The sequence below is a fragment of the Nocardia sichangensis genome (genome assembly GCF_047200615.1).
Classification (GTDB): domain Bacteria; phylum Actinomycetota; class Actinomycetes; order Mycobacteriales; family Mycobacteriaceae; genus Nocardia; species Nocardia sichangensis.
This window is the reverse complement of record NZ_JBJZOK010000021.1, coordinates 90,921-114,053: the sequence shown is the minus strand read 5'-3', so window position 1 is coordinate 114,053 and position 23,133 is coordinate 90,921. Positions and strand designations below refer to the sequence as shown.

The following is a 23,133-nucleotide window of genomic DNA, read 5'->3' as shown; positions in this document are numbered from 1 at the left end:
CTGTGTGGACCGGGAGTGATCTGTGAGATCGCTCGGGATCGCTCCGCATTCCATAGTGACCCGATGACGGACGCGCAGCACGCGGCCCGGATTACGGTGCTGGAGCAGGGTTTACGAAGCGGCGAGGCATTCGCGCGCCGGGGTGTGGCCTGTTATTCGTCGTCCAGCCCGGCTGACAGATACGCGGCTGCCGCCAGCCACTGCCTGCACTGCGGACCGTGGACCTCGTGGGCGTAGAGGATGTCGCGGGCCTGCCGGTAGGTGAGGCCGCGGGGCTCCACACTGCAATCCGTCGCGGCGAACTCGGGCGCAGGGTACTGACGGAAGGGCTCGGCGCCGGCGCCATCGATGACGGCAACCCGGGGGGAAGTTCGAAATGGCTCGATCATTCGACTACCCCTCGCGTCCGACGTGCGGCGGGGAGGCCGACGTACTGGTAGCGCAGACTCGAACTCCCTGCGTACCTCCCCGATTTCGAGTTCGAGTCTATTCCTCCGTCGCTTGCAAATGCAAGTACATCTGCACGATCGGTCAGAGAAAAAAACCGGCGGCGGCCGCCGGTGGTGACCGGCGACCGCCGCTGTGCCGCTTGCGGTTTGGCGTTCAGGGGCCTTACGGCTTGCGCGCGACAGCGCCGTAGGCGGAGATCGGACGGGACTCGCCCACCTCCGTGGCGCCCGAGCGCCACTGCGTGATGGACACGAAGCCCGGCTCGACCAACTCCAGGCCGTCGAAGACGGCCTTGATCTGAGCCTGCGGGCGGGGGACATAAGGAGTGCCACCGGTGCCGGTGTAGTTCTCGCACAAGGTGACATACGCCTTGCTGTCGTCGGTGCCGTCCCACATCACCAGGTAGCTGCCCGACGGCACGGCGTCCAGCACGGTGCGCACGATGCGCAGCAACTCGTCGTAGGTCTTGGCGTGGCCGAGCACGCCCATGAACATCACGGCGATGGGCTCGTTGAAGTTCAGGACGTGCTTGGCGTCGGTGATGATCCGCTCGGGATCGTGGTAGTCGGCGTCGATGTAGGTGGTGACGCCCTCCGGCGTGGTGGAAGTGAGCAGCGCCCGCGCGTGCGTGAGCACCAGCGGATCGTTGTCCACGTACACGATCCGGGACTCCGGCGCGACGCTCTGGGCGACCTCGTGGGTGTTCTGCATGGTGGGCAGGCCGGTCCCGATGTCGAGGAACTGGCGGATGCCCTGCTCCCCGGCGAGGTAGCGCACCGCGCGGATGAGGAACTGGCGCGACTGCACCGCCATGGTGGTGATGTCCGGATCCACCTCGATCCCGGCATCGCCTGCGATGCGGTCGATCTCGTAGTAGTCCTTGCCGCCCATCCAGTAGTTCCAGATGCGCGCGGAGTGGGGTATGTCGGTTCGGATGAGGGGGCTGTGGTCTTCGGTCATGGGGTTGTACTCCTAGGCAGAAACGGGTCCGCGGCACTGCCGTGCAGGTGGGTGCGTGGGGTTGTCGCGAATGACTGGTACATCCGATGTGCACTGTGACAGTACAAGATTCGCGCGCGTCCAGAGGGGTGGATCGGGGAGCTGATCTCGGTGTTTCCGGGTCGAGGTGATCGTGTTTCAGATCTGTCGCCCGATGACGCCGATCCGCGGGCGCACAGAGGGCGAACTTCGTGCTATCGTCCGGTGTCGGTGCAGATGCAAGAACGTTTGAACGTGCATCTGCACGAACCGAATCGCCTGACTGCGGTAACGGAGGAGTGGGGAAGATGTCGGATACATCCACCAACGAGATCATCGGAACTTGGCGAAAGAGTTCCTTCAGTAATCCGAGCGGCAACTGCGTCGAGGTGGCCGAAACGGCCAACGGCCAGGTGGCAGTACGTAACTCGCGGGACCCGGAAGGTGGGGTCTTGATCTACACGCGTCCGGAGATCGACGCGTTCGTCCGCGGCGCGAAGGCCGGGGAGTTCGACTATTTGACTAGCTGAGCGGTAACATTAGCGGTCGGTGCGGTGTGTCTCGCGACAGGTGGTTGTGACACACTGTGGGCAACCCCCGGAGTATCGGAGACGAACTCGATGATCGCTGAACCCGATGACGATGGTCATGTGCAATCCGTTGTCGCGGAACGTGGTCCGACCGTGCTACGCATCGCATTGGGCGGCCAGCTGCGCAAGCTTCGGGAGAAGAAGGGCATCACCCGTGAAGCGGCGGGTGATGCGATCCGGGGATCGCACGCCAAGATCAGTCGTCTCGAGTTGGGCCGTACCGGCTTCAAGGAACGCGACATCCGCGACCTGCTGACCCTTTACGGCGTTCACGATGCCGAGGAGCGCGAGTCGTTCCTCGAGTTGGCCAGGCAGGCCAACGAGCCCGGCTGGTGGCATCGCTACAGCGACCTGCTGCCGCAGTGGTTCGGCACCTACCTCGGCCTGGAACAGGCCGCGAGCAAGATCCGCACCTACGAGTCGCATCTTGTTCCCGGACTGCTGCAAACGCCCGAATACGCCCGGGCGGTCGTATCGCTCGGGTACGAGGACGCCGACACGGATCGGCGGGTCGCGGTGCGTCAGCGCAGGCAGGAAATCCTCTTCCGCTCGGACCCGCCGGTGGTGTGGGCGGTGCTCGACGAGGCCGCGTTGGTGCGGCCCGTCGGTGGCGCGCAGGTGCATCGAGAGCAGATGCTGCATCTGGTCCGGCTGGCGAAGCTGCCCAATGTGACGATCCAGGTGCTGCCGTTCACCGCGGGGGAGCACGCCGCGGCGGGCAGTTCCTTCAGCATTCTGCGTTTCGCCGAGGCCGAACTGCCGGACATCGTGTATCTCGAACAGTTGACCAGCGCGTTGTATCTCGAGCGGCGGCAAGACCTGGCGTTGTACCTGTCGGTGATGGACCGCCTCAGTGTGCAGGCCGAGCGCCCGGACAAGTCGATCGCGATCATGGAGAAGTATGCCGAAGGGCGCTGAGGCCACGCGGTAGTCTCGGCGCCGCCGAAGACCCGATACGCCGAGCGGCCACCTCCCAGATCGGAGGTGGCCGCTCGGTTTTTCTTTGCTGTCCAATCGCTCGGCGGTGGTAGCCGCCGAAAATTTCGTTATCCGCCGGGCTCGGACGGCGGGATGATCTACTGCTTGATGAAGCTGGAGGCGATTCGCCAGAATGTAGCGGGCTGCAATGCCTCGAGATCCCAGTCGTCGGCCATCGCGTGCGCGGTGGTGACGATGCGGTCGATATCGAAATCGTGCCGAGTCGCCGCCCCGGTGGATTCGACGGCATCGATCACGTATGCCACGGCGGTTTCTCGGGAAAATGCGGTATCGGTGTGGCCGCTGTGGGCCGATAATGTGCTCATATGTCTACCGTTCGCCGGCTGGTCGGCCAGTGCGGTGTCGGCTGATCCGAACCGGCCGCCGGTAAGTGGATGTTCCATTCGAATGCCCCTGTTTCTGGCGGCGGCAAACCCATGGCGGCTTCGGCCTTCGGCTCGCCCACGCGGCCTCCCCTGGTGGTCCCCTGTAAAGCGTTGCGGGACCGAGTTTATGCCGCCGTACCTTTCAGATGCAAGCACATCTGCACGATCGATTGCACGTGCGCACTGCGTATTTCGCGGCCGGAAGTTTGCGGAAACGGTGCCCGACGCGAAATTTCAGTCGCGGCCGAATAGGACGTCCGTGCTGTAATCGATCTGTGTACCCGGCTCGACGAATTGGTCCGCCGCGGCCCGCCAAGCAAGAAAATGTTCGGTGAAACGGTGTGCTTCCGCCGCCTCGTCGTCGGTGTAGAGCTGATAGAGAAAGAATCGGTGGGGGTCCACCCGATCTGCGCAGATGTCGAAGCGCAGACAGCCGGGCTCGGTCCGGACGGAGGCGTCGGCGCTGCGGGATATGGCTGCCAGGAACTCGGCGCGGGAGCCGGGGCGGATCTTCATCGAGACGATTCGACTGAACACGGTTGTTCTCCCATCGTGACCGTTGCGGTCGATCGGCAAGGGCGGTAGCGGGGTGCGCGACAGCTCAATCGGTCAGATGTGCAATTGCCTGGCTAATCGGAGTGTCACCCGAGACGAGTTCGAGGGTCAGCCCGTATGCGGGCGCGGCGGGCAGCAGTCCGGCCAGTACGGCCGCCACATCGGCGCGCGGGACCTCGCTGCGCCCGACCGGGGCCGGCGCGAGAGTCACCAGACCGGTGCCGGGGGAGTCGGTCAGGCGGCCGGGGCGCACAATGGTCCAGTCGAGATCTCTCTCGCGCAGATCGTCTTCGGCCTTGGTCTTCGCGTCGATGTACGCCGCCCACACGTCGTCGGAACCGGGAGCGACCGGCTGCCCCGCGCCCATCGTGGAGATCTGCAGGAAGCGGCGCACTCCGGTGCGCTCGGCGGTCTCGGCCAGCCGGACGGAGCCGCCCAGGTCGACGGTGTATTTCCGGTCCACGCCGCTGCCCTGCCCGGCGCCGGCGGCGAAAACCGCCGCGTCGCCGCCTTTTACGACATCCGCCACCTCGTCTGTGCCCGCCTTCTCCAGATCGCACAGCACCGGTTCGGCGCCGGTGGCGCGTACGTCGGCGGCGTGCTCGGGGTCGCGGATGAGGGCGGCGACCTCGTGGCCGTTCGCGGTGAGCAATGGGGCGAGCAGCAATGCGATCTTCCCGTGTCCGCCTGCGATGACGACGCGCATGGATCGCTCCTTCCGGTCGGGGCGGCGCCCGCGCTCAGCGCTCGGGGCCGCCGGGATTACAGCGCGCTTCGACGGTGGCCTGGTAGCCCACCGCCGGGCGCCACGGTTCCAGGTTCCAGCTCTGCTTGTCCGGCTGGACCAGCCGGGCCCACGCCCAGTGGCAGACGAACTGATCGCGCATGCCCGGTGCGTCCGCGTCCGCCGACTCGGCCACGACCTCCTGCCACGCCCGTTCGTCCGAGCCGGGAAAGGTGGTCCGCCGACCGGCCTGCGTCGGGAAGACGAGCAGCCGGGGTCCGTCGATCGCTTCGGTCCAGGCGACGTGATCGATCAGCGGCTGTCCCGCGTAGGGGTCGACGGACGGCACGGCGGCCGGCGGTATCGATATCGGCGCGGTCGGCACGGTGGTGGTCGTGGTGCCTGCGGTCGTGGTCGTGTCCGCCGAAGGATCGGGCGAATCGTTTCCACAGGCGATCGGCAGAGGCAGCAGCCCCGCCGCGAGCAGTACGGCGGCGCGGCGCCGGGTGACGAGGCGATACGGGTACCGCTGCGCCACGGTCGAGCCTCCTGTGTTCTCCTCGGCACCGGTTTCCGGCGTGCTCATCCGAGCCTAGCGAGCCAGGGCGGTCCCGGCGAGGTCGCCCGGCCGGGCCACCGATTGTGGTGGCTTGCCGGTGCGGCCGCGGCTGGGGATAGTCGGCCGGTGCGGTGTGGACGGTTCATGGTGGGGGCGGCGGGCGTCGTGGTCTCGGTGACGGTCGCGTTGGCCGGGCCCGCGGACGCCGGGGTGGACGAGGCGCCCGGCACCGTGACGGACCTGGCGGAACTGACGGACCGTCTGCACGTGGCAGGGGCGACGACCGCCGAACGGCTGACGTATCGGTCGCGTGGCCCGCGCGGGCCCATGCTGAGCACCGGAGTGCTCTATCTGCCCGAAGGCGCTCCGCCGCAAGGGGGTTGGCCGATCGTCGCCTACGCGCACGGCACTTCCGGGATCGCCGACGAGTGCGCGTTCACGCTGCGACCCCGGGACTACTACCTGACGTCGGTGTACCCGGATCTGCTGCGCGCGGGCTATGCGGTGGTGATCTCCGACTATGTCGGACTCGGCACCCCCGGCGTGCATCCCTATCTGGACGGTCCCGCCCAGGCCCGCAGCATCATCGACGGCGTGCGCGCGGCACGGGCGGTCGCCCCTTCGCTCGGTACCCGCTGGGCGGTGTTCGGTCAGTCGCAGGGCGGGCACGCGGCGCTGTTCACCGCCCATCTCGCGCCCGGCGACGCACCGGAACTCGATCTGCGCGGCGCGGCCGCGACCGGCGCACCGTCGAATCTGGACGTGGTGTTCCCGCTGGCGGGGCCTTGGCTGCCGCGGCTGCCGCTGCAGAAGACGACGACCTATTTCGGCATGCTGCTGGCCGGGTTGCGCGCCAGTGCGCCGGAGCTGGACATCGACGGCTACCTGACCCCGGTGGGCCGGGACGTCCTGCGCATCGTGGAAGCGGACTGCGCCGCCGAGGCGGACGCGCAGGTGTCCGGTATCGGCATCGGGGCCATGCTGTCGCGGCCATTGGACGACCCCGCGCTGCTGGCCGCGGTGCGCGCGATGTTGAAGGTGCCGACGAGCGGCTACTCGGTGCCGTTGTACCTCGGTCAGGGGCTGACGGATCTGGAGGTGCCCGCGCCGCTGACGCTCGAGCTGGTCGCCGAGCTGCGCTGCGCGGGCACCGATCTGCGGGTGGACTGGTATCCCGGCGATCATCTCGGCGCGGCGCGCGAGGCGTTTCCCGACGCGCTCGACTTCCTGCGTGGCGTGCTCGATCGGCCTTGAGTCCGCTCACTCAGCGCCAGAGCGAATGGCACGGTAGCCTGCGCAGGCCGGGACGGACCTGGCCGTCGACGGTGACGGTGAGCCCGGCGTGTGCGGCGGCCGAGGTGAACTCCCACGCCTCGGTTTTGGTGGCCGCGTATTCGAGGACCAGCGCGTCCTCGGGAGTGGGCCCGTCGAAGTAGACGGTGATACGCCGGGTCGGCGGTTCTCGGGTGTCGTCGCGGTCAGCGAGTCTGCGCACAGTGCCGTCCATGCCACTGTCTCCTTCCGGCCTGCGCGGCAGCCGCGCCGGTAGGACTGACGGTAAAGGGCCGCCACTGCTGAGAACATGTTGCAGGTTATCGGCTGGAAATGTCACAGAACGGACGCGGCGTCGTGGGGTACAGTCACCAGCCGGGGCGCATCGCGGGCACAGCCCGGGCGACCCAAACTTGTGAATTGTCAACATGATCGCGTCGGGCGGTACCCAGCGCGGGTGATGTTGCCGAGGATGAGCACAGCGTCGGACGATTCAGGAGGCACACGTCGATGAGTCAGGGCCCACGTTCGTTGGGTAGGGGAGTGGGGCGAAGACGTCTCGCACGTGCGATCGGAGCGATGGCCGCGGGGCTGGTGCTGATCGCGAGCATGGCCGGCGCGGCGACCAGCGCGCCGCTGTATCCCGAACCCGATCCGGATCCCTTCTACGCGACGCCCGCGGACATCGCCGACCGCAAGCCCGGCGACGTGATCGCGACCAGGGTGATGCCGCCGCTGGCGATCTTCCCGGAGACCACGGTGACCGTGATCCGGTTCCGGTCGACGAGTTCGGAGGGGAAACCGATCGCGGCGACCACCACGGTGCTGACGCCGAAGGCGCATCGCGCGGACGGTCCGCTGCTGTCGTTCCAGCACATCATCAACGGGCTCGGCTCGGAGTGCTCGGTCTCCCGGGTGCTCTACACCGGTGACCCGAACCTCGTCGTGCGGGAAGCGCCCGGCTGGAACGTGCTGCTGGCGCGCGGCTGGAGCGTCGCGCTGCCCGACCACCTCGGCCCGAATTTCGCCTACGGCGCCGCGAAGCTCGGCGGGCAGATCACGCTCGACGGGATCCGCGCCGTCAAGCAGGTCAACGAACTCGGGGTGCAGCGCAGCCCGGTGGCGATGGTCGGATACTCCGGCGGCGGGATGGCCACCGCGTGGGCCGCGGCTCTGCAGCCGAAGTACGCGCCGGAACTCGACATCGCGGGCGCGGCCATGGGCGGCGTGCCGATGAATCTGGTGAAGATGCTCGAGGGGCTGGGGCTCAACCCGCACCCGGTGTTCGGTCTGGCGTTCGCCGCCGGGTTCGGGCTGGAACGGGAGTACCCGACTCGCTTCCCGCTGAGCGACCAGCTGAACGAACGTGGTCTGGCCGCTCGCGCGCAGATCGCCAACAGCTGCACCAACGACATCCTCTCGACGGGGGCGGGTCACGGTGCGCTGGACTTCGCCAAGACGACCTCGATGATCACCGACAACACCGCGCGCGCCGTGGTCGAGGAGAACAGCCTCGAACTCTACGACGGCGTGCCGAAGACGCCGGTGTTCGAATGGCATTCGCCGATCGACGGCCTCATCCCGATCGACGCGGTGGTCAACACCGACAAGCGATGGTGTTCGGCGGGCGCCAGGGTGCAGACCGAGGAGATCCCGGTGCCGGACCATTTGACCGCGGCGGTGCTCGGTATTCCCGCGGCACTGAACTGGCTGGACGCTCGTTTCCGAGGGGAGCCGGCGCCGAGCAATTGCTGAGCGACGATACGAGAACGGCCGAGCCGGGACCCACTCTCCGGAAAGGGTCTCGGCCGGTTGTTGCGATATGGATACGCGACAACACAACTCGGACGCTTTACTGCGTCCAGTCCAGGGCGCTGACGTAGCCTGACGTCCTGGCTCCCGGTCTGACAGGGGACATTTCGGGGGTCGAAGGCCAGTGCGCCCGGGTGCCAGACGACGTTGCCGTTCGCACCCGAAGGCGTGTGCCATGAAGATTTCGCGTGCCATTGCTGTGGCATTGCTCGCCGCCAGCTCGGTCCTGGCCGTCCCCGCCGCCGCAGAGCCGCCGCCCGCGCCGCCGCCGGGCGGGTTGCTGCCCGCGCTACAACAACTCATCGATCAGGTGATCCCGCCGCCGCCGATCGCGCCGCTGCCGGAGCCGATTTCGCCTGCGCACGAGGCGACTACGCTGTCGCCGTCGCTGGCCGCGCTGCGCTCGGCCACGCTGCCCTCCGCCGTCGGCGACCCGATGTTCGACCTACGGCCCGCGAATCTCGACGAATCGGCCGAGGGACAGGTCATCGAGGTCCGCGACGTGCGCGCGACGGCCGCGCCGTTGCTGCTGCTGCCGATCCAGCGTGCGCTGCTGGTGAAGTACCGTACGACGGACGCGCACGGCGCACCGTCGTACGCCACGGCGACGCTGATCGTTCCCGCCGCACCGTGGCCAGGGCCCGGTCAGCGGCCGGTGGTGGTGAACAACCTGCCCATCGATGCCCTCGGCCGTACCTGCACGCCGGGATACACCCTCGCGCACGGGCTCAACCCCGATACCAGCACCACCGACTTCCTGCCGCCTACGACGCATCTGGCGGCGCTGCGCGGGTACGCCGTGCTGATCCCGGACCACGAGGGCCCTTCGATGGCCTACGCCGAACCCATCGTGGCCGGGCACGCCGTACTCGACTCGATCCGGGCGGTGCGCGGGCTGCTGCCGGAGGAGTTCGGCGCCGCGAAGTTCGGCCTGGCGGGATATTCCGGCGGCGCGATCGCGACGCACGGGGCGGTGAAGCTGATCGACGGCTACGCACCGGAATTGGCGGACGTGATCGTGGGCGCGGCGCTGGGCGGCGTGCCCGCCGACTTCGAGATCCTGGCCCGCAGCATGAACGGCAACCTCGCCTCGGCGATATTCATGGGCGCCGTGTTCGGCATCGGCCGCGAGCGGCCGGAGATCCTGGCCGGGATGAACAATCTCGCCCGATGGGTGGCCACCTCGCCGGTGAAGAACATGTGCGGCAGCAGCTTCGGAGCGATCGGCGTGCTGATGCTGCCGATCGACATCGCCGCGAATTTCCCCGATCCGCTGCATTCGGCGCTGGCCGCGGACATCTATCGGGTGACGAAGATGGCCGGGATGCGGTCGGCGACTCCGCTCTACGTCTACAACGGCGAGCAGGAGTTCTGGATCCCGGCCGAGGGCGCGCGCGATCTCTATCTGGAGCAGTGCGGCCTCGGCGTGCCCGCGGTGTACCGCAGTGTGCTGGGTGAGCACATCATCGCCGGTGCGCTCGGTTATCCGGAAGCCATGATCTGGCTGGACGACAGGCTGCGGGGAGTGCCTGCGCCAGACGAGTGCTGACCGTGTGACGGCGCTCGGGGGAATCCGGTAACGCGGTGCGCCCGCGATGGCGATCAAGACTGTGTCCCCCTTCGGCCCTTCGGTTGGTATGCCCAGATCTGGCGAGGGCGCTCCTGCGGCGTCGTCGCGGCTTCGGTACGGTGGGCCGGGCCGGTCGGGGGTGACGGCGGATTCCCGAGAGAGGCACATGAACGACATCACGACCACCGCGTCCGAACAAGCCAAGGCACTGGTGGGGCGGCAATATCGCCTGACCGACTCATACGAGGTGGGGCGCGAGAAAATCCGGGAGTTCGCGCGAGCGCTGCAGGACGGCCATCCCGCCCACCGGTACGAAGACGCCGCGGCGGAACTCGGCTTCGACGGGCTCGTCGCGCCGATGACGTTCTCGTCGATCGTGCTCATGTTGATGCAGCGCAAGATGTTCGAGTCCGTGCTCACCGGGTACGACCTCGGCCAGGTGCTGCAGACGGAGCAGACGATCCGGGTGCACCGGCCGATCGTCGCGGGCGACCAGGTGCGGTGCGAATCCTACATCGAGTCGTTCCGGCAGTTCGGTGACAAGGACTTCATGGTCACCAGGAACGTGCTGAGCAACCAGCACAAGGAAGTGTTGCAGACCGCGCACACCACGGCGGTGGCGCAGACCGGGGTGGACCTCGCCGCCGATCTGCGCGCGGCGGTCGAGGGCGTGATCATGACCGGGCAGTCGGCCGCCGACCGTGCGAACGCGGCGGCCGGGCGCGGGTCCGGCGACGACGGCGGGCTGGTCGAGAGCTTCGACGAGGCGTTGCAAGCGGACACCCCCGACGAGTCGCGCACGCCCCGCACCGTCCCCGCTTTCGAGGACCTGTCCGTCGGCATGGAACTGGCCCCGCGAACAGTGCTGCTGTCTCGTGGTGATCTGGTGAATTACGCAGGCGTCTCCGGTGATTCGAACCCGATCCACTTCAGCGACGTGGTCGCGCGCAGCGCCGGACTGCCCGACGTGGTGTCGCACGGACTGCTGACCATGGGCATCGGCGCCGGGTATCTCACCTCGTGGCTCGGTGATCCGGCCGCCGTCACGCGGTACGGGGTGCGGTTCGCCGGGTTCGCCCCGGTTCCGGCGACCAGGGCGAGCGCGATCGAATTCCGCGGTCGGGTCAAGCAATTGGACCCACAGCGCCGCGCGGCCACCATCGCTTTGACCGCGACCTGCGGTGACCGCAAGCTGTTCGGTCGCGCGACGGCGGACGTAGTGCTGCGCTGAACCGAGCGGCCCGCCGTCACCGGAGTCGGCGGCGGCGGGCACCGGGTCGTGCGGTCATCGCTTCGGTGCGCGGGTCGCGCAGCGGAACTACTCGGCCGCAATGGTTTTCGGTATCGCCGCGCGCCCCGCGGCCAACTCGTCGCTTTGCCTTCCGTAGTTCGTCTGCTGCCGGACCGATGGTCGCTGCTGGCGGTACTCGGGCTGCGGGACGAGCAGTCATCCCGGCGACCTTGAAAATGATCTTGCGGATGTGCTTGCACCTGCGCATACGCTGCCGTTCGTGGGGTTCGGTGCTGGAGTGCGGGCACCGCACATGCGAGACTCGGTACATGCGTGCTTCGGTAGTGCGGCCTCAGAACGAATCCATCGCTCGTGGAACGGCTCCCGCCGCCGAGGGCGGCCCGACCGCCCTACGGATGATCCTCGGCGGGCGGATGCGTCGGCTGCGTGAGGCGTGCGGCATCTCACTGGAGGAAGCGGGCGAGGCGATCCGTGGCTCGCACTCGAAGATCAGCCGCTTGGAACTGGGGCGTACCGGCTTCCGGGAGCGGGATCTGGTGGACCTGCTCGCGCTGTACGGCGTCACCGACGAGGAGGAGTGCGCGGAGTTCAAGCGGCTGGCCAAGCAGGCGAACACCTCGGGATGGTGGCATCACGACGCCGACTGGCTGCCGAAGTGGTTCGACACCTATCTCGGGCTGGAGCATGCCGCCCAGTTGATCCGCTGCTACGAGCCGCGGGTCGTTCCGGAACTGCTGCAGACCCCCGAGTACGCCCGCGCGCTGTTCGTGCTCGCTCATCCGCACGAGGACGAGGAGTCGATCGAGCGGCGCGTGGCCCTGCGGATGCGCCGCCAGGAGATCCTGACCAGGCCGGACCCACCTCAGATGTGGCTGATCGTCGAGGAAGCGGCGCTGCGGCGCAGAATCGGAGGATCGCAGGTGTGGTTGGCCCAGCTCGACCACCTGCTGCGGGTCGCGGACGCGCCGAACATCACCGTACAGGTGCTCGCCGATCACGTCGGCGGCCCCGCGGTCTCCGACGGCGCGTTCACCATGCTGCGTTTCGCCGAGGCGGATCTGCCGGACATCGTGTATCTCCAGCAGCTCACCGGCGCGCTGTACCTGGACAAGGACGCCGATCTCGCGGCTTACCGGGCGGTGGCGAATCTGCTGTCGGTGCACGCCGCGCCCCCCGAGTACACCCGCGACCTCATCGCGGCCTTGCGTGAGCGTGAGCCGCAGATCGTCGAGCTGCCGTCCGGCCCGGCCTGACCGGCCCGGTGGAACCACGAATGCGCGGCGGTACAGGGACTTTCGGCCGTAGATAACGACTGGGACAACATGGCAGACTCGGGGCATGCGTCCTTCGAACGTGCGACAGGCGGCCGATGCGGCGGGGTTCGGCGCTCAGCCGGTGTCCGGAGGCGGGCCGACGGTGCTGCGGATGGTTCTAGGCGGCCGGCTGCGTCGCCTGCGCGAGGACCGGAAGATCACCAGGGAAGCGGCGGGTGAGGCCATTCGCGGGTCGCATTCGAAGATCAGTCGGCTGGAGCTCGGGCGCACCGGCTGCCGGGAACGCGATCTGGTCGACCTGCTCGACTTCTACGAGGTGACCGACCCCGCCGAACGGGATCGATACCTGGAACTGGCCAGGCAGGCCAATGCGTCGGGCTGGTGGGCGCGAGACAACGACTGGTTGCCGAAGTGGTTCGACACTTACCTCGGGCTGGAACAGGCGGCCCGGCTGATCCGCTGCTACGAGCCGCGGGCGGTCCCCGAATTGCTGCAGACCCCGGAGTACGCCCGCGCGCTGCTCACACTGTCGCATCCGGGCGAGCCGCAGGACGCGATCGAACGCCGGGTCGCGCTGCGCATGCGCAGGCAGGAGATCCTCGCCGGTCCGCACCCGCCGCAGGTGTGGATGCTCATCGAGGAGGCCGCGCTGCGCCGCAGGATCGGCGGCTCGACCGTCTGGCGCGCGCAGCTGGACCGCGTGCTGCACGCGGCGGCGCGGCCGAACGTCACGATCCAGATCCTGGCCGATCACGTGGGCGGCCCCGCGCTCACCGACGGCGCGTTCACCGTCTTGCGCTTCGCCGAGGCCGATCTGCCCGACATCGTCTATCTCCAGCAGCTGACCAGCGCGCTGTATCTGGACAAGATCGCCGACCTGGACGTGTACTACACGGTGCTGAACCAACTTTCGCTGCTGGCCCCGTCACCGGAGCATTCCGGCCAGCTGCTCCAGATCTTGCGCGACGGCATTCCGCCGACCGTCGACGAACCGGTGGACAACCCGAGAAGCTGACCGGCCGCCGGCCGCCCTCCCGACGTCTTCCCGGGCGATTCGGCGCGCCCGAATCGGGCATCTTCTCTGCGAGGTGATGCGCATGCCGGGCAAGAGCAAAGTATTGTCCCATTGGGACAATAGGGGTATGCTCAGGTGCATGAGCGACGACGGTGTCGGTCTGGACGGCCGTCGGCTGCGCACTCGGCGCAGCCGTGAAGCGCTGTCGCGCGCGGCGTTCGACCTGCTCACCGAGCGGGGGCTCGACGCGGTGGCCGTCGAGGACATCGCGCTGCGGGCCGGTGTCACCCGGCGCACGTTCAGCAGGCACTTCGCGTCCATCGAAGAGGCGATTCTCGGCGATGTCGACCAGGATGTGCACCTGTTCAACGAAGCCCTGAGCCACCGTCCCCTTTCCGAGCCGCCCCTGATCGCCTACCGCGGCGCCGTCCACGACTGGCTCGCCACCGAGTACGGCGGGGCCCGTGCGTCGCTGCTCGCCCGCCGCTGGGCGCTGTTCCAGCGCTTCGAGGACGAACCGGAACTGTTCGCCGGCTATCAGCGCATCCGCATCGACGGGCAACGCGAGTCCGTCCGGATCATCGCGGCACGGCTCGGCGTGGATCCGCAGACCGATCCGCGTCCGGCCGTCGCCGTCGGCGCCGGTGCGGGCATGCTGCTCGCGGCGCTACAGAGTTGGGCGGCGGGCCCTGATCCGATGGGCCTGCCCGGCCTCGTCGAAGAGTTCTTCGACACCCTCGTCACCCTCACCGCCGAAATTCGCAACGAGGAGTCACCGTCATGCCTACCGGGTCGGTGAACATGTACCGCCGGACGTGCCGCCGCGTCGGCTTGGATCGCAATCCGCTGCGCCGCAGTGAAGATCGTGTGCAGACCGGTGTCGCGGTGCTGCTGGCCCTGGTGTTCCTGATAGTCGTGCCCATACTCGCGCTGACCGTCGGCGGCCGGGTGTACCGCGTCGAGACGGCCGCGGTACGGGCCGAGACGGCACGCTTGCATCGAGTCGACGCCACCGTGATCGAAACCGGGAAGGCGCCGCTGTACGCGCCGGTGGTGCCCGCGCGTGTGTCCTGGAAGGATGCCGACGGCGTGGCCCACACCGGCGACTATCAGTCGACCACGGTGGTCGAGCCGGGTTCCACCGTGCCGATCTGGCTGAACGAACGCGGCGCGATCGTGGAGCCGCCGTCGTCGACCCAGCCCGCCAGCAAGGCGGTGATGCTGACCGCCGGTGCGGTGTTCGGCGTTTCGATCGTGCTCGTCGGCAGCTATCTGCTGCTGCGCCGAGGTCTCGATCGGCGGCGGCTGCGCAGGTGGGAGACCGAGTGGGTGGCGGCCGATCTCACCTGGGGGCACGGCTGAGCCTTGGTGCGGCGTGCCCGCCGGGCGAGGGTAGGGAACAGGCGCAGCGGGCACGTCGCGTGCCGCGCCGCTACGCGGCGAACGAAGCGGGCCCGGCACTGACCTGAGATTAAGGCATCGGCGTGCCGGACGGCCCGGTTCGCCGCTGATCGCCGGAGATCCCACCACATAGACCCGGTTACGTTGTGACACAGCATAACCGGGTCCGCTGCGCCTCAGACCGGAAAAAGACTGTGCTTGCGGGGGTTGGGCTCGGCGCTCGCCTCTTTCTCGCGCAGCAGACGCAGCGCCCGGCGGATCTCCAGTCTCGTCTGCGAAGGCTCGATCACCGCATCGATGTAGCCGCGCTCGGCGGCGATCCACGGCGTGGCCACCGTCGTGTTGTACTGCTCGATCATGGCGTCGCGCACGGCCGCGCGGTCTTCAGGGGCCACCTGGGCGAGCTGCCGTTTGCCGACGATGCTCACCGCGCTCTCCGCACCCATCACGGCGATGCGCGCGGTCGGCCAGGCCAGGCTGACGTCGGAGCCGAGTTGCTTGCAGCCCATCACGGCGTAGCCTCCGCCGTAGGCCTTGCGGACCACGACGGTCACGATCGGGACGGTCGCCTCGATCACCGCGCGGAAGAACCGCCCGCCGCGCTTGATCACTCCGCTGCGCTCTTCCTCCACGCCGGGCAGCACGCCGGGGGTGTCCACGACGAAGATCAGCGGCAGCCCGAAGACATTGCACAGCCGGATGAAGTGCGTCGCCTTGTCCGAGCACTTGGCGTCGATCGCGCCGCCGAGGACCAGCGGCTGATTCGCGATCACCCCGACGCTGCGCCCGTCCACCCTGGCGAAGCCGGTGATCAGGTTCTGCGCGGTCGCCGCGCTGATCTCGTGGAAGTCGCCGTCGTCGAACAGGCGCAGCAAGATCTCGTGCATGTCGTAGCCCTGCCGATCGGAGTCGGGAACGATCGAGTCCAGCTCCAGATCGTGCGGCGTGACCTGCGGCTCCAGGCCCGGATTGACGACCGGGCCCGGCTCGAGGCAACTCGACGGCAGGTAGCCCAAATAGGTCCTGACCCAGTCGAAAGCGTCCTGCTCGGTGGCGGCGACATGGTGGACGGTGCCGTTGGCCGCCTGCGCCTGCGCGCCACCCAGTTCCTCCATGGTCACCTCCTCGCCGGTGACCTCCTTGATCACCTCGGGGCCGGTGACGAACATGTAGGACTTCTCGGTCGCGATCAGGATGTCGGTGTTGACCGGTGCGTAGACCGACCCGGCCGCGCATTTGCCCAGCATGATCGACACTTGCGGGACGAAGCCCGACAGTCGTTCCTGGCGGCGGCTCATCAGCGCGTACCAGGCCAGCGAGGTGACCGCGTCCTGGATGCGGGCGCCGCCGGAGTCGTTGATCGCGACGACCGGGCAGGCGTTCCTGGTGGCGAAATCCAGCGCCGCGGCGACCTTGCGGCCGAACATCTCGCCGACGGAGCCGCCGAAGACCGTCTGATCGTGGGCGATCACCACGACGGGCCTGCCGTCGATCCGCCCGCGGCCGGTGACCACGCCGTCGCCGTACATGGCTCCCGGGGTGCCCGGCTGGCGCACCAGCGCGCCGGTCTCCACGAAACTCCCCGGGTCGAGTAGCGCGCGCACTCGCTCCCGCGCGCTGGGAATGCCCTTGGTCTTGCGCTTCGCGATGCCGTTTTCGCCTGCGGGCTCTTCGGCCAGTTCCAGAATCCCCCGCAGCTCGTCCAGCTTGTCTCGCGTACCGCTCATATGTGTTGTCGCCCTTCGAAACTCGTCGCGACGCCGTACGGCAGCGCGGCGCTCGATGCTATCGGCGGTGCGATCTGCTGCACAGCGGTTCGGATGATCTGATGGAACAGCTCACAGGTTTGCCTTTCGATGCCTCGGTTCATAGCACGCGACGCCCCGGCTCACGGCGACGACACGGACTGTGTGACGTCCCAATCGTGGCCGTGGGTCGCGATGAACCGTCCCCAGAGCGCCGGAGGGGACTACTCAGGGCGGTGCCGACGGATCTAGGGTGATCTCGACGCAGCGCCGGAAATGCGCGGACGGCGCTGCGTCACACACTCCGGAAATCGGTGCGCCCGCGAAGACATCGGGCCGGATCCGAAAATAGCGGTGCCGCAGCGGTTCTGCCTGTGCGGGACGCGGGCTGCGCGAATTCCAGCGAAAGTTGTGATTGCGCCCAACGGGTCGGGCGGCCGCTGATGACTTACCCGATGCGGCGGAACATATCTCGATTCCATCACGATCCGACGCTAACCTTCGGGAGGCATGATGGGCAGGCAGTCGAGAACGAGTACCGAGACGTTGACATCGAAACTCGTCGCACACCTGGCCGGGCGCTCCGGCCGCGACGCGTCCGGCGATGTCGCGACGACCGCACGGAATTGTCTGGCGGCCGCTGTCGAACTACTGGCTCCGCGTCCGGCGCCCGCGACGGTCCGGCCGCCGGAGATCGCCGGTTTCGCCTCGCGCTGGGCGCGGGAGGGCATCGCACTGGAAACGGTGCTCGGCGCATATCACGAGGAAATCCGTAGCGGCCTGGAATTCCTCGCCGACGAGGTCGCCGACGAGCGAACCGATCATTTTCTCGCGGGTGCGCGATTGGCGGTCCACGTACTGGAGATGGTGACCGTGGCGGCGTCGACCGCTTATGTCGACGAGCACCGCGCGGTCGCGCGGGAACATCAGACCGCGGCTCAGACGCTGGTCTCCGCGCTGCTGGGCGGGCACGCGGTCGGCGAACTCGCCAGGGCGACAGGCATTCCGATCGCACGGTCGTATCAGGTCGTCGCGCTGGGCATTCCGGCGCATCCGGACGAGCGAAGACCCGGCACGGGCACGGACGCGGCCCGGCGCAAGCTCCGTCGCGTGCAGGCCGCGCTGGCCGGTCCGCTCGGCTCACGGGCCTTGTCGGTGCTGTCCGCCGCGGGCGGCACGGTGCTGGTGCCGCTCGACGACGTGCCCGCCCGCACCGGAACATTCACCATGACCGACGACGTGCTGGCCATCGTCGGTGAGGCCGCCGAGGTCCCGTTGACGGCCACGGTGGCCACCGGCCGCACCGCGCGCATCCCGGAACTGGCCGGTCGCGCCCACGATCTGCTGGACCGGCTGCGGGCGGCGGGCGGGCCGCCGGGGCTGTATCGGGTGGCCGACGCGGGCGATGCCCCGGCTTGTGAACTGCCCCAGCCGGGCCATATGGCCATCGTCACCTCGCCCAACGATCGCGTGATCGGCCGTTCTGCCTGATATTCCGCCGCTATCGTCGACTGTGCCCTGATCTCGAGGGTGAGCAAAGGAGTTCGAGTGACCACCGCGTTGACCGATCGCGATATTCTGCGCGAACTGGAGCCCACCGCCGAACGCCTGCTCAACGACCATCTGCGCAAGGCGAAATCCTGGAATCCGCACGATTACGTGCCGTGGGACGACGGCCGCAATTTCGCCGCCCTCGGCGGAATCGATTGGGAGCCGGGTCAATCCGCGCTTTCCGAGGTCGCGCAGACCGCCATGATCACCAATCTGCTCACCGAGGACAATCTGCCGTCGTATCACCGGGAGATCTCGGAGGCGTTCTCGCTGGACGGGGTATGGGGTACCTGGGTGGGCCGGTGGACCGCCGAGGAGAACCGCCACGCCATCGTGATGCGCGACTATCTGGTCGTGACCCGCGCGGTCGATCCGGTGCTGCTGGAGCAGGCGCGGATGGCGCATATGACCACCGGTTTCGCCACACCCGGCGAAGAGGAGCGGTTGCTCCATTCGGTCGCTTACGTCACGTTGCAGGAACTCGCGACCAGGATCAGCCACCGCAATACGGGAGCGGCCTGCGGGGAACCGGTCGCCGAGCGTATGCTGCAGCGAGTTGCCGCCGACGAGAACCTGCACATGATCTTCTACCGGAACATCAGCGCCGCGGCCCTCGACCTGGTGCCGAACGAAGCGCTGCGCGCCATCACCAGCGTGGTCACCCGATTTCAGATGCCTGGGCTGACCCAGCCGAATTTCCGGCGCAACGCCGTGCTGCTGGCCAAGCACGGCATCTACGACTTGCGTCAGCATCTCGATGTGGTGGTGCGTCCGGTGCTGCGCGCGTGGCACGTCTTCGAACGCGACGATCTGACCGGCGACGGCGAACGAGCCCGCGAGGAACTGCACGCCTACCTCGAAGACCTGGAGATCCGCGCGCGCCGGTTCGAGGAACAGCGTGAACGCGCCGCGGCCAGACAAGCGGAACGGGCCGCCGCAGCCGGATGAGCCCACGTATGCCGATCACCGCGGTGGCGATGGCCCTCATCGCCACCGCTGCCGCTGCGCCCGTACTCGCCGATCCGGTGCCGCAGACCCCGCCGCCCGCCGTCGACCCCGCCATGACCCGCACCGGGCTGCTCTCGATCGAGGACCTGGGCGGGGGGCACGAACGGCTGTCGATCGCCTCGGCGGCGATGCGCCGGATCATCACCGTCGACATCCTGCGCGGCAGCGGCGCGGCGCCGCGCCCGGTGCTGTACCTACTCGACGGCGTCGACGGCGATGCCACGTCCGCATGGCTGACCAAGGGCGCGGCAGCCGAGTTCTTCGCGGGCAAGCCGGTGGACGTGGTGCTGCCCGGCGGCGGCACCGGCAGCATGTACAGCGACTGGGTCCGGCAGGACGCCGCACTCGGACTCAACCGCTGGGAGACGTTCCTCACCACCGAGCTCCCGCCCATCGTGGAGTCGCTGCTGCGCACCGACGGGCGTCGCGCCATCGCCGGGGTGTCGATGGGCGCGCAGGCGGCGATGATGCTCGCCCAGCGCCATCCGGGCTGGTATCGCGCCGTCGCCGGGATGAGCGGGTGCTACTCCACCGCCGACCCGCTGGGGCACGCGGTGACCACCATCACGGTCGCCTCGCGCGGCGGCAACGTGAACAATCTCTGGGGCCCGCCGACCTCACCGGAGTGGGCCGCGCACGACAGCCTGCTGCATGCGGAGAACCTGCGCGACACCGCCGTTTACCTCTCGGCGGCCACCGGGCTGCCGACGGGAGCCGATCTGGTGTCGGTCGCGAACTCCCCGTCGGTCGCGGAAGCGCTGCAAACCGCAGGCGGCGGTGCTGCGCTGGAAGCGGGCGCCCGGGCCTGCACCGAGCGGTTCGCCGACCGCCTGTCCCAGCTGAACATCCCCGCCACCCTGGAGTACACCGCGGCGGGCATGCACACCTGGCCGGACTTCCAGGCGCAGCTGCCGAAGGCGTGGCGGGTGCTTGCGCAGGCACTGGGGCTGCCCACGCCGTCGTGAATCGGCGGAATGAGAACGGCGCGCTCGCGTTGACACCGACATGACCTCGGCGCTGTCCCCTGTCCGGTTCTCCGTTCTCGATCGCTCGCGCGTCCGGCGCGGTCAGAGCCATCCGGCCGCGTTACGGGAGACCGTCGAGTTCGCCCAGCTCGCCGAACAGTGGGGCTATCACCGTTTCTGGGTGTCGGAGCACCACAGTGTGCCCGGCGTGGCGGGCTCGGCGCCGACCGTGCTCGCGGCCGCGGCGGCGGGAGCGACCGAGCGGATCCGGATCGGCACGGGCGGTGTGATGCTGCCCAACCACCAGCCGCTGGTGGTCGCCGAGCAGTTCGGCGTGCTGGAATCGCTCTACCCGGGACGCATCGACATGGGTCTCGGCCGCTCGGTCGGGTTCACCGACGGCGTGCGGCGAGCGCTGGGGCACGACAAGCGCGACGCGGAGGACTTCGACGCCCAGCTCGCCGAGCTGCTGGGGTACTTCGCCGAGGGCAGACAGGGGGTGCACGCGTGGCCCGCCGAAGGGCTGCGTATCCCGGCGTTCCTGCTGGCCACCGGGTCCGGCGCCGAGCGGGCCGCCCGCTTCGGGCTGCCGCTGGTCATCGCCGCGGTCGGCGGGGAGGACCGCATGGTGGAGGCTATCGAGCGCTATCGTGCCCTGTTCCGCCCCGCCGCGGTGGGCGCGGCGCCTTACGTCGTGGTCTCCGCCTCGATCGTGATCGCCGACAGCACTCCCGAAGCGCATCGGCTGCTGCTGCCGGAGGCGTGGTCCGGCGCATACGCGCGCACCCATGGCGAGTTCCCGCCCCTGATACCGCCCGTGGAAATCGAAGCGCGCACCATGACCGATCGGGAGCGCCGGATCTTCGACGAGGGGTTGCGCGGCCACCTGTACGGAACCGAGGACGAGGTCGCCGGCCGACTGGAGCGGCTGGTGGGCAGGACGGGCGCCGACGAAATCCTCGTACACACCAGCACCTACGATCGCGACGCGCGGCTGGATTCGCATCGCCGCCTGGCGTCGCTCGTCGGCCTGTCGCGCGTGGCTGTCCGCGATCGGGCCGGTACGGCGGCCTGATCAGCCGGTGCTCGCCTACGGGAAGCGCACTTCGGCGGCGGCATAGCCGAACAGTCTGCGTCCCTCGGCGCGTGCGTCGACCGCGATGGTCGCCCGCCGCCTGCGCGGGTCGATGGAGGTGACCCGGCCGCGGAATTGGATCACGCCGGTGCCGACCGGTGGTATGCGCAGGTGCTGCGCGTTGTGCGCGAACTGCACACGAAACCGGGTGAGAGCCGCGGGGTCGCCGAGCCAGGAGCTCAAGAACGAGGTGGCCAGACCCAGTTTGAGCATGCCAGGAGCGACCACGGTCGGCAGGCCGCTGGCGACCGCGACCCTTTCGTCGAACAGCACCGGATTGGATTCGCCCGTCACCCCGGCGTAGTTGACCAGGTCGCCACGGGACAGGCGCATGGTGCGAAGGGGCAGTTCGGCGCCCACCGACAGGTCGGCGAAAGCGACGCGCGGACGCGGTATCCGGCGCAGCGGCGTCGGCGCGAGGTGATCCGCCGCGGCCGGGACGACGGCGCTGCCCCGAGCCGGTGCGTCCGGGGAGCGATGGCCCATGGCGACCTTGCGTACGGCGTCGGCCAACCACGGATCGCGACCGCCCACCCGGGCGAGCAATGCGCTGGAGCCGGTCTGCACCACGGTGCCGTGCTGGTCGATGAGCACGCTCTTGATCGCGAGGACGTCGTAATCGCCGAAGTGCCGGAACGATTCGAAATAGACGTCGCAGGTCAGGCGATCGCCCGCCAGCAACGGCCTGCCGAAGTCGAAAACTTGGTCCGCGTGCAGGATCCGGGTCGGGTCGTAGCCGGTGATCAGCGTGTCCAGAATTTCGCGGTGCACTCTGGTGAGGATTATCGAGCTGAATGTGGCGGGCGCGATGAGCCCGGGAAAGCCGAGTTCGGCCGCGGCGTCCTCGCTCCGATGCGCGGGATGGGAATCCTGGACGGCGCGGGCGAATTCCCGGATCTTTTCCCGTTCCACCTCATAGCGGAGAGTGGAACGGTAACGATGGTCGATGAGTGATCTGGCCTGATCGGCCGGATTCACCGCGGTCTCGTTCATGGTTGCTCCTGTATCGCGAAATGGTGGACGACGGCGCGCTCTCGTCACGAGAGCGGACCGAACCGCCAGACCAGGGGCGGCATCTGCTCGGGAGTCACGGTGCCGACGACGTCCACCCCCGCGTCGTGGAAGGTGCCCACCGCGCGGTCGAGGTGGTCGGCCGAGGTGATCAACACGACGTCGCGCGCGCCGATCGCGCGCATGATCGTCGCCGAGCGTTCGGCGTTCTGCACGGTCGTGGCCGCCTCCGGTTCCAGATGGATGCGCGCCGCGGGTACGCCGCGAGCGATCAGCCAGTCCGCCATCGCCCTTGCCTCGGTGACACCGTTGTGCGCGTTGCCGCCGGTCACGATGATCGGCGAGAAGGGAGCCAGCAACGCCTGCAGGTATCCGGCGTGCAGGCGGTCGACCAACTCCGGGCGCATGGCGCCGTCGGGCAGCAGCCCGTAGCCGAGCACGACGATGGCGGTCACCGGTCCGCGCGGTGTGGGCATGGGCGCGGGGACCGGCGCCTGTGGTCCGGCGGTCACGGATCCCCAGTCGGCGGAGCCCGAGCCCTCCGCCGCGGCGGAGGGGAGATGGGTCGCGGCGGCGGCGACGGCGACCACGCCCAGCAAGGTGCGGGCGAGACGAACCACGATGGCGGACATGGAATCTCCAAGCGGTTAGCCACCGGATGGCCACCGATGGCTGGGGTGCAGCGTCCGTCCATGATGCGGCCGCAGGCCGTTGCGGAACCGTAATCGTCTGGTGATCTGGACAATTCACCGTTCGCGAGCCGCTCGCTTGTGCCCGACGACCTCGTCGGCGAATTCCGGGAGTGGTCTTCTTCGCCTTCTTTGTGCCGCTTCCCTAGCCGCGTCGAGCACGTTCGTGAGGTCTCCAGACCCGGCCGCGGCGGGTGGGCGGGTCGTGTTCGC

Annotated in this window: 24 protein-coding genes; 14 read left to right on the top strand and 10 right to left on the bottom strand. The window is 68.5% G+C overall.

Annotation, left to right across the window (positions count from 1 at the left end; translation table 11 throughout):
* Window positions 1-152: 152 nt before the first annotated feature.
* Window positions 153-281: a hypothetical protein gene (locus ACL03I_RS26485; protein ID WP_355078415.1), complete on the bottom strand. Its 129-nt coding sequence runs from the start codon at window positions 279-281 to the stop codon at window positions 153-155.
* Between the two features lie 331 nt (window positions 282-612).
* A complete protein-coding gene (locus tag ACL03I_RS26480) occupies window positions 613-1,410 on the bottom strand; it encodes an SAM-dependent methyltransferase (RefSeq protein ID WP_355078414.1) in 798 nt (265 codons plus the stop codon).
* Between the two features lie 326 nt (window positions 1,411-1,736).
* On the opposite strand from ACL03I_RS26480, the gene ACL03I_RS26475 reads away from it, so the two are divergent.
* Both ACL03I_RS26475 and ACL03I_RS26470 read left to right on the top strand, forming a co-directional pair.
* The gene (locus ACL03I_RS26475) at window positions 1,737-1,958 is read left to right on the top strand and encodes a DUF397 domain-containing protein (RefSeq protein WP_039797917.1); all 222 of its coding nucleotides are present in this window, start codon (window positions 1,737-1,739) and stop codon (window positions 1,956-1,958) included.
* A 90-nt stretch (window positions 1,959-2,048) separates the two neighbouring features.
* Window positions 2,049-2,936 carry a helix-turn-helix domain-containing protein gene (locus tag ACL03I_RS26470; RefSeq protein WP_355078413.1) on the top strand — a complete coding sequence of 296 codons (888 nt, stop codon included), beginning with the start codon at window positions 2,049-2,051 and terminating at the stop codon, window positions 2,934-2,936.
* Between the two features lie 158 nt (window positions 2,937-3,094).
* On the opposite strand, the gene ACL03I_RS26465 is transcribed toward ACL03I_RS26470, so the two are convergent.
* The 4 genes from ACL03I_RS26465 to ACL03I_RS26450 all read right to left on the bottom strand — a co-directional run bounded on the left by ACL03I_RS26465 (window position 3,095) and on the right by ACL03I_RS26450 (window position 5,247).
* The gene (locus ACL03I_RS26465) at window positions 3,095-3,322 is read right to left on the bottom strand and encodes a hypothetical protein (RefSeq protein ID WP_355078412.1); all 228 of its coding nucleotides are present in this window, start codon (window positions 3,320-3,322) and stop codon (window positions 3,095-3,097) included.
* A gap of 294 nt (window positions 3,323-3,616) precedes the next feature.
* The gene (locus ACL03I_RS26460) at window positions 3,617-3,919 is read right to left on the bottom strand and encodes a putative quinol monooxygenase (RefSeq protein ID WP_043690427.1); all 303 of its coding nucleotides are present in this window, start codon (window positions 3,917-3,919) and stop codon (window positions 3,617-3,619) included.
* A 64-nt stretch (window positions 3,920-3,983) separates the two neighbouring features.
* Entirely contained in the window at window positions 3,984-4,643 is a 660-nt protein-coding gene (locus ACL03I_RS26455) for an SDR family oxidoreductase (protein ID WP_355078411.1), read from the bottom strand.
* A 34-nt stretch (window positions 4,644-4,677) separates the two neighbouring features.
* A complete protein-coding gene (locus ACL03I_RS26450) occupies window positions 4,678-5,247 on the bottom strand; it encodes a DUF2599 domain-containing protein (RefSeq protein ID WP_412807195.1) in 570 nt (189 codons plus the stop codon).
* Between the two features lie 117 nt (window positions 5,248-5,364).
* Here ACL03I_RS26450 and ACL03I_RS26445 point away from each other — a divergent pair, with 117 nt between their 5' ends.
* Window positions 5,365-6,474 (top strand): alpha/beta hydrolase, encoded by a 1,110-nt coding sequence (locus ACL03I_RS26445; protein WP_412807216.1) that lies wholly within the window; start codon window positions 5,365-5,367, stop codon window positions 6,472-6,474.
* Window positions 6,475-6,484: 10 nt separating this feature from the next.
* Here ACL03I_RS26445 and ACL03I_RS26440 read toward each other — a convergent pair whose 3' ends face one another.
* On the bottom strand, window positions 6,485-6,727 hold the full coding sequence (locus ACL03I_RS26440) for a hypothetical protein (protein ID WP_355078408.1): 243 nt from the start codon (window positions 6,725-6,727) through the stop codon (window positions 6,485-6,487).
* Between the two features lie 344 nt (window positions 6,728-7,071).
* Between ACL03I_RS26440 and ACL03I_RS26435 the strand changes: the two genes are divergently transcribed.
* The 7 genes from ACL03I_RS26435 to ACL03I_RS26405 all read left to right on the top strand — a co-directional run bounded on the left by ACL03I_RS26435 (window position 7,072) and on the right by ACL03I_RS26405 (window position 14,777).
* A complete protein-coding gene (locus tag ACL03I_RS26435; protein ID WP_355078407.1) occupies window positions 7,072-8,247 on the top strand; it encodes a lipase family protein in 1,176 nt (391 codons plus the stop codon).
* A gap of 232 nt (window positions 8,248-8,479) precedes the next feature.
* Window positions 8,480-9,853 (top strand): lipase family protein, encoded by a 1,374-nt coding sequence (locus ACL03I_RS26430; RefSeq protein WP_355078406.1) that lies wholly within the window; start codon window positions 8,480-8,482, stop codon window positions 9,851-9,853.
* Window positions 9,854-10,040: 187 nt separating this feature from the next.
* Window positions 10,041-11,105 (top strand): fused (3R)-hydroxyacyl-ACP dehydratase subunits HadA/HadB, encoded by a 1,065-nt coding sequence (locus tag ACL03I_RS26425; RefSeq protein WP_355078405.1) that lies wholly within the window; start codon window positions 10,041-10,043, stop codon window positions 11,103-11,105.
* Between the two features lie 329 nt (window positions 11,106-11,434).
* On the top strand, window positions 11,435-12,379 hold the full coding sequence (locus ACL03I_RS26420; RefSeq protein ID WP_355078404.1) for a helix-turn-helix domain-containing protein: 945 nt from the start codon (window positions 11,435-11,437) through the stop codon (window positions 12,377-12,379).
* Between the two features lie 85 nt (window positions 12,380-12,464).
* Window positions 12,465-13,415, top strand: a complete 951-nt coding sequence (locus ACL03I_RS26415) for a helix-turn-helix domain-containing protein (protein WP_356968210.1) — start codon at window positions 12,465-12,467, stop codon at window positions 13,413-13,415.
* A gap of 139 nt (window positions 13,416-13,554) precedes the next feature.
* The gene (locus ACL03I_RS26410; RefSeq protein WP_355078402.1) at window positions 13,555-14,214 is read left to right on the top strand and encodes a TetR/AcrR family transcriptional regulator; all 660 of its coding nucleotides are present in this window, start codon (window positions 13,555-13,557) and stop codon (window positions 14,212-14,214) included.
* Window positions 14,196-14,777: an Rv1733c family protein gene (locus ACL03I_RS26405; RefSeq protein ID WP_355078401.1), complete on the top strand. Its 582-nt coding sequence runs from the start codon at window positions 14,196-14,198 to the stop codon at window positions 14,775-14,777. Before ACL03I_RS26410 ends, ACL03I_RS26405 begins: the two co-directional genes overlap by 19 nt.
* 215 nt (window positions 14,778-14,992) lie before the next feature.
* Here the strand turns inward: ACL03I_RS26405 and ACL03I_RS26400 are convergent, their stop codons facing one another.
* Window positions 14,993-16,543: an acyl-CoA carboxylase subunit beta gene (locus ACL03I_RS26400; RefSeq protein WP_412807194.1), complete on the bottom strand. Its 1,551-nt coding sequence runs from the start codon at window positions 16,541-16,543 to the stop codon at window positions 14,993-14,995.
* Between the two features lie 564 nt (window positions 16,544-17,107).
* Here ACL03I_RS26400 and ACL03I_RS26395 point away from each other — a divergent pair.
* From ACL03I_RS26395 to ACL03I_RS26380, 4 genes are read left to right on the top strand one after another with little or no spacing between them, the layout of a single operon-like run.
* Window positions 17,108-18,052, top strand: coding sequence for a transcriptional regulator (locus ACL03I_RS26395; protein WP_412807193.1), 945 nt, complete (start codon window positions 17,108-17,110; stop codon window positions 18,050-18,052).
* A gap of 57 nt (window positions 18,053-18,109) precedes the next feature.
* Entirely contained in the window at window positions 18,110-19,060 is a 951-nt protein-coding gene (locus ACL03I_RS26390) for an acyl-ACP desaturase (protein ID WP_355078398.1), read from the top strand.
* An 8-nt stretch (window positions 19,061-19,068) separates the two neighbouring features.
* A complete protein-coding gene (locus tag ACL03I_RS26385; protein ID WP_355078397.1) occupies window positions 19,069-20,085 on the top strand; it encodes an alpha/beta hydrolase in 1,017 nt (338 codons plus the stop codon).
* Window positions 20,086-20,125: 40 nt separating this feature from the next.
* Window positions 20,126-21,160, top strand: a complete 1,035-nt coding sequence (locus ACL03I_RS26380; RefSeq protein ID WP_412807192.1) for an LLM class flavin-dependent oxidoreductase — start codon at window positions 20,126-20,128, stop codon at window positions 21,158-21,160.
* A gap of 15 nt (window positions 21,161-21,175) precedes the next feature.
* On the opposite strand, the gene ACL03I_RS26375 is transcribed toward ACL03I_RS26380, so the two are convergent.
* Window positions 21,176-22,213 (bottom strand): fused (3R)-hydroxyacyl-ACP dehydratase subunits HadA/HadB, encoded by a 1,038-nt coding sequence (locus tag ACL03I_RS26375; protein ID WP_355078395.1) that lies wholly within the window; start codon window positions 22,211-22,213, stop codon window positions 21,176-21,178.
* A gap of 44 nt (window positions 22,214-22,257) precedes the next feature.
* Window positions 22,258-22,863 (bottom strand): YdcF family protein, encoded by a 606-nt coding sequence (locus tag ACL03I_RS26370; RefSeq protein WP_397074697.1) that lies wholly within the window; start codon window positions 22,861-22,863, stop codon window positions 22,258-22,260.
* Window positions 22,864-23,133: the final 270 nt, after the last annotated feature.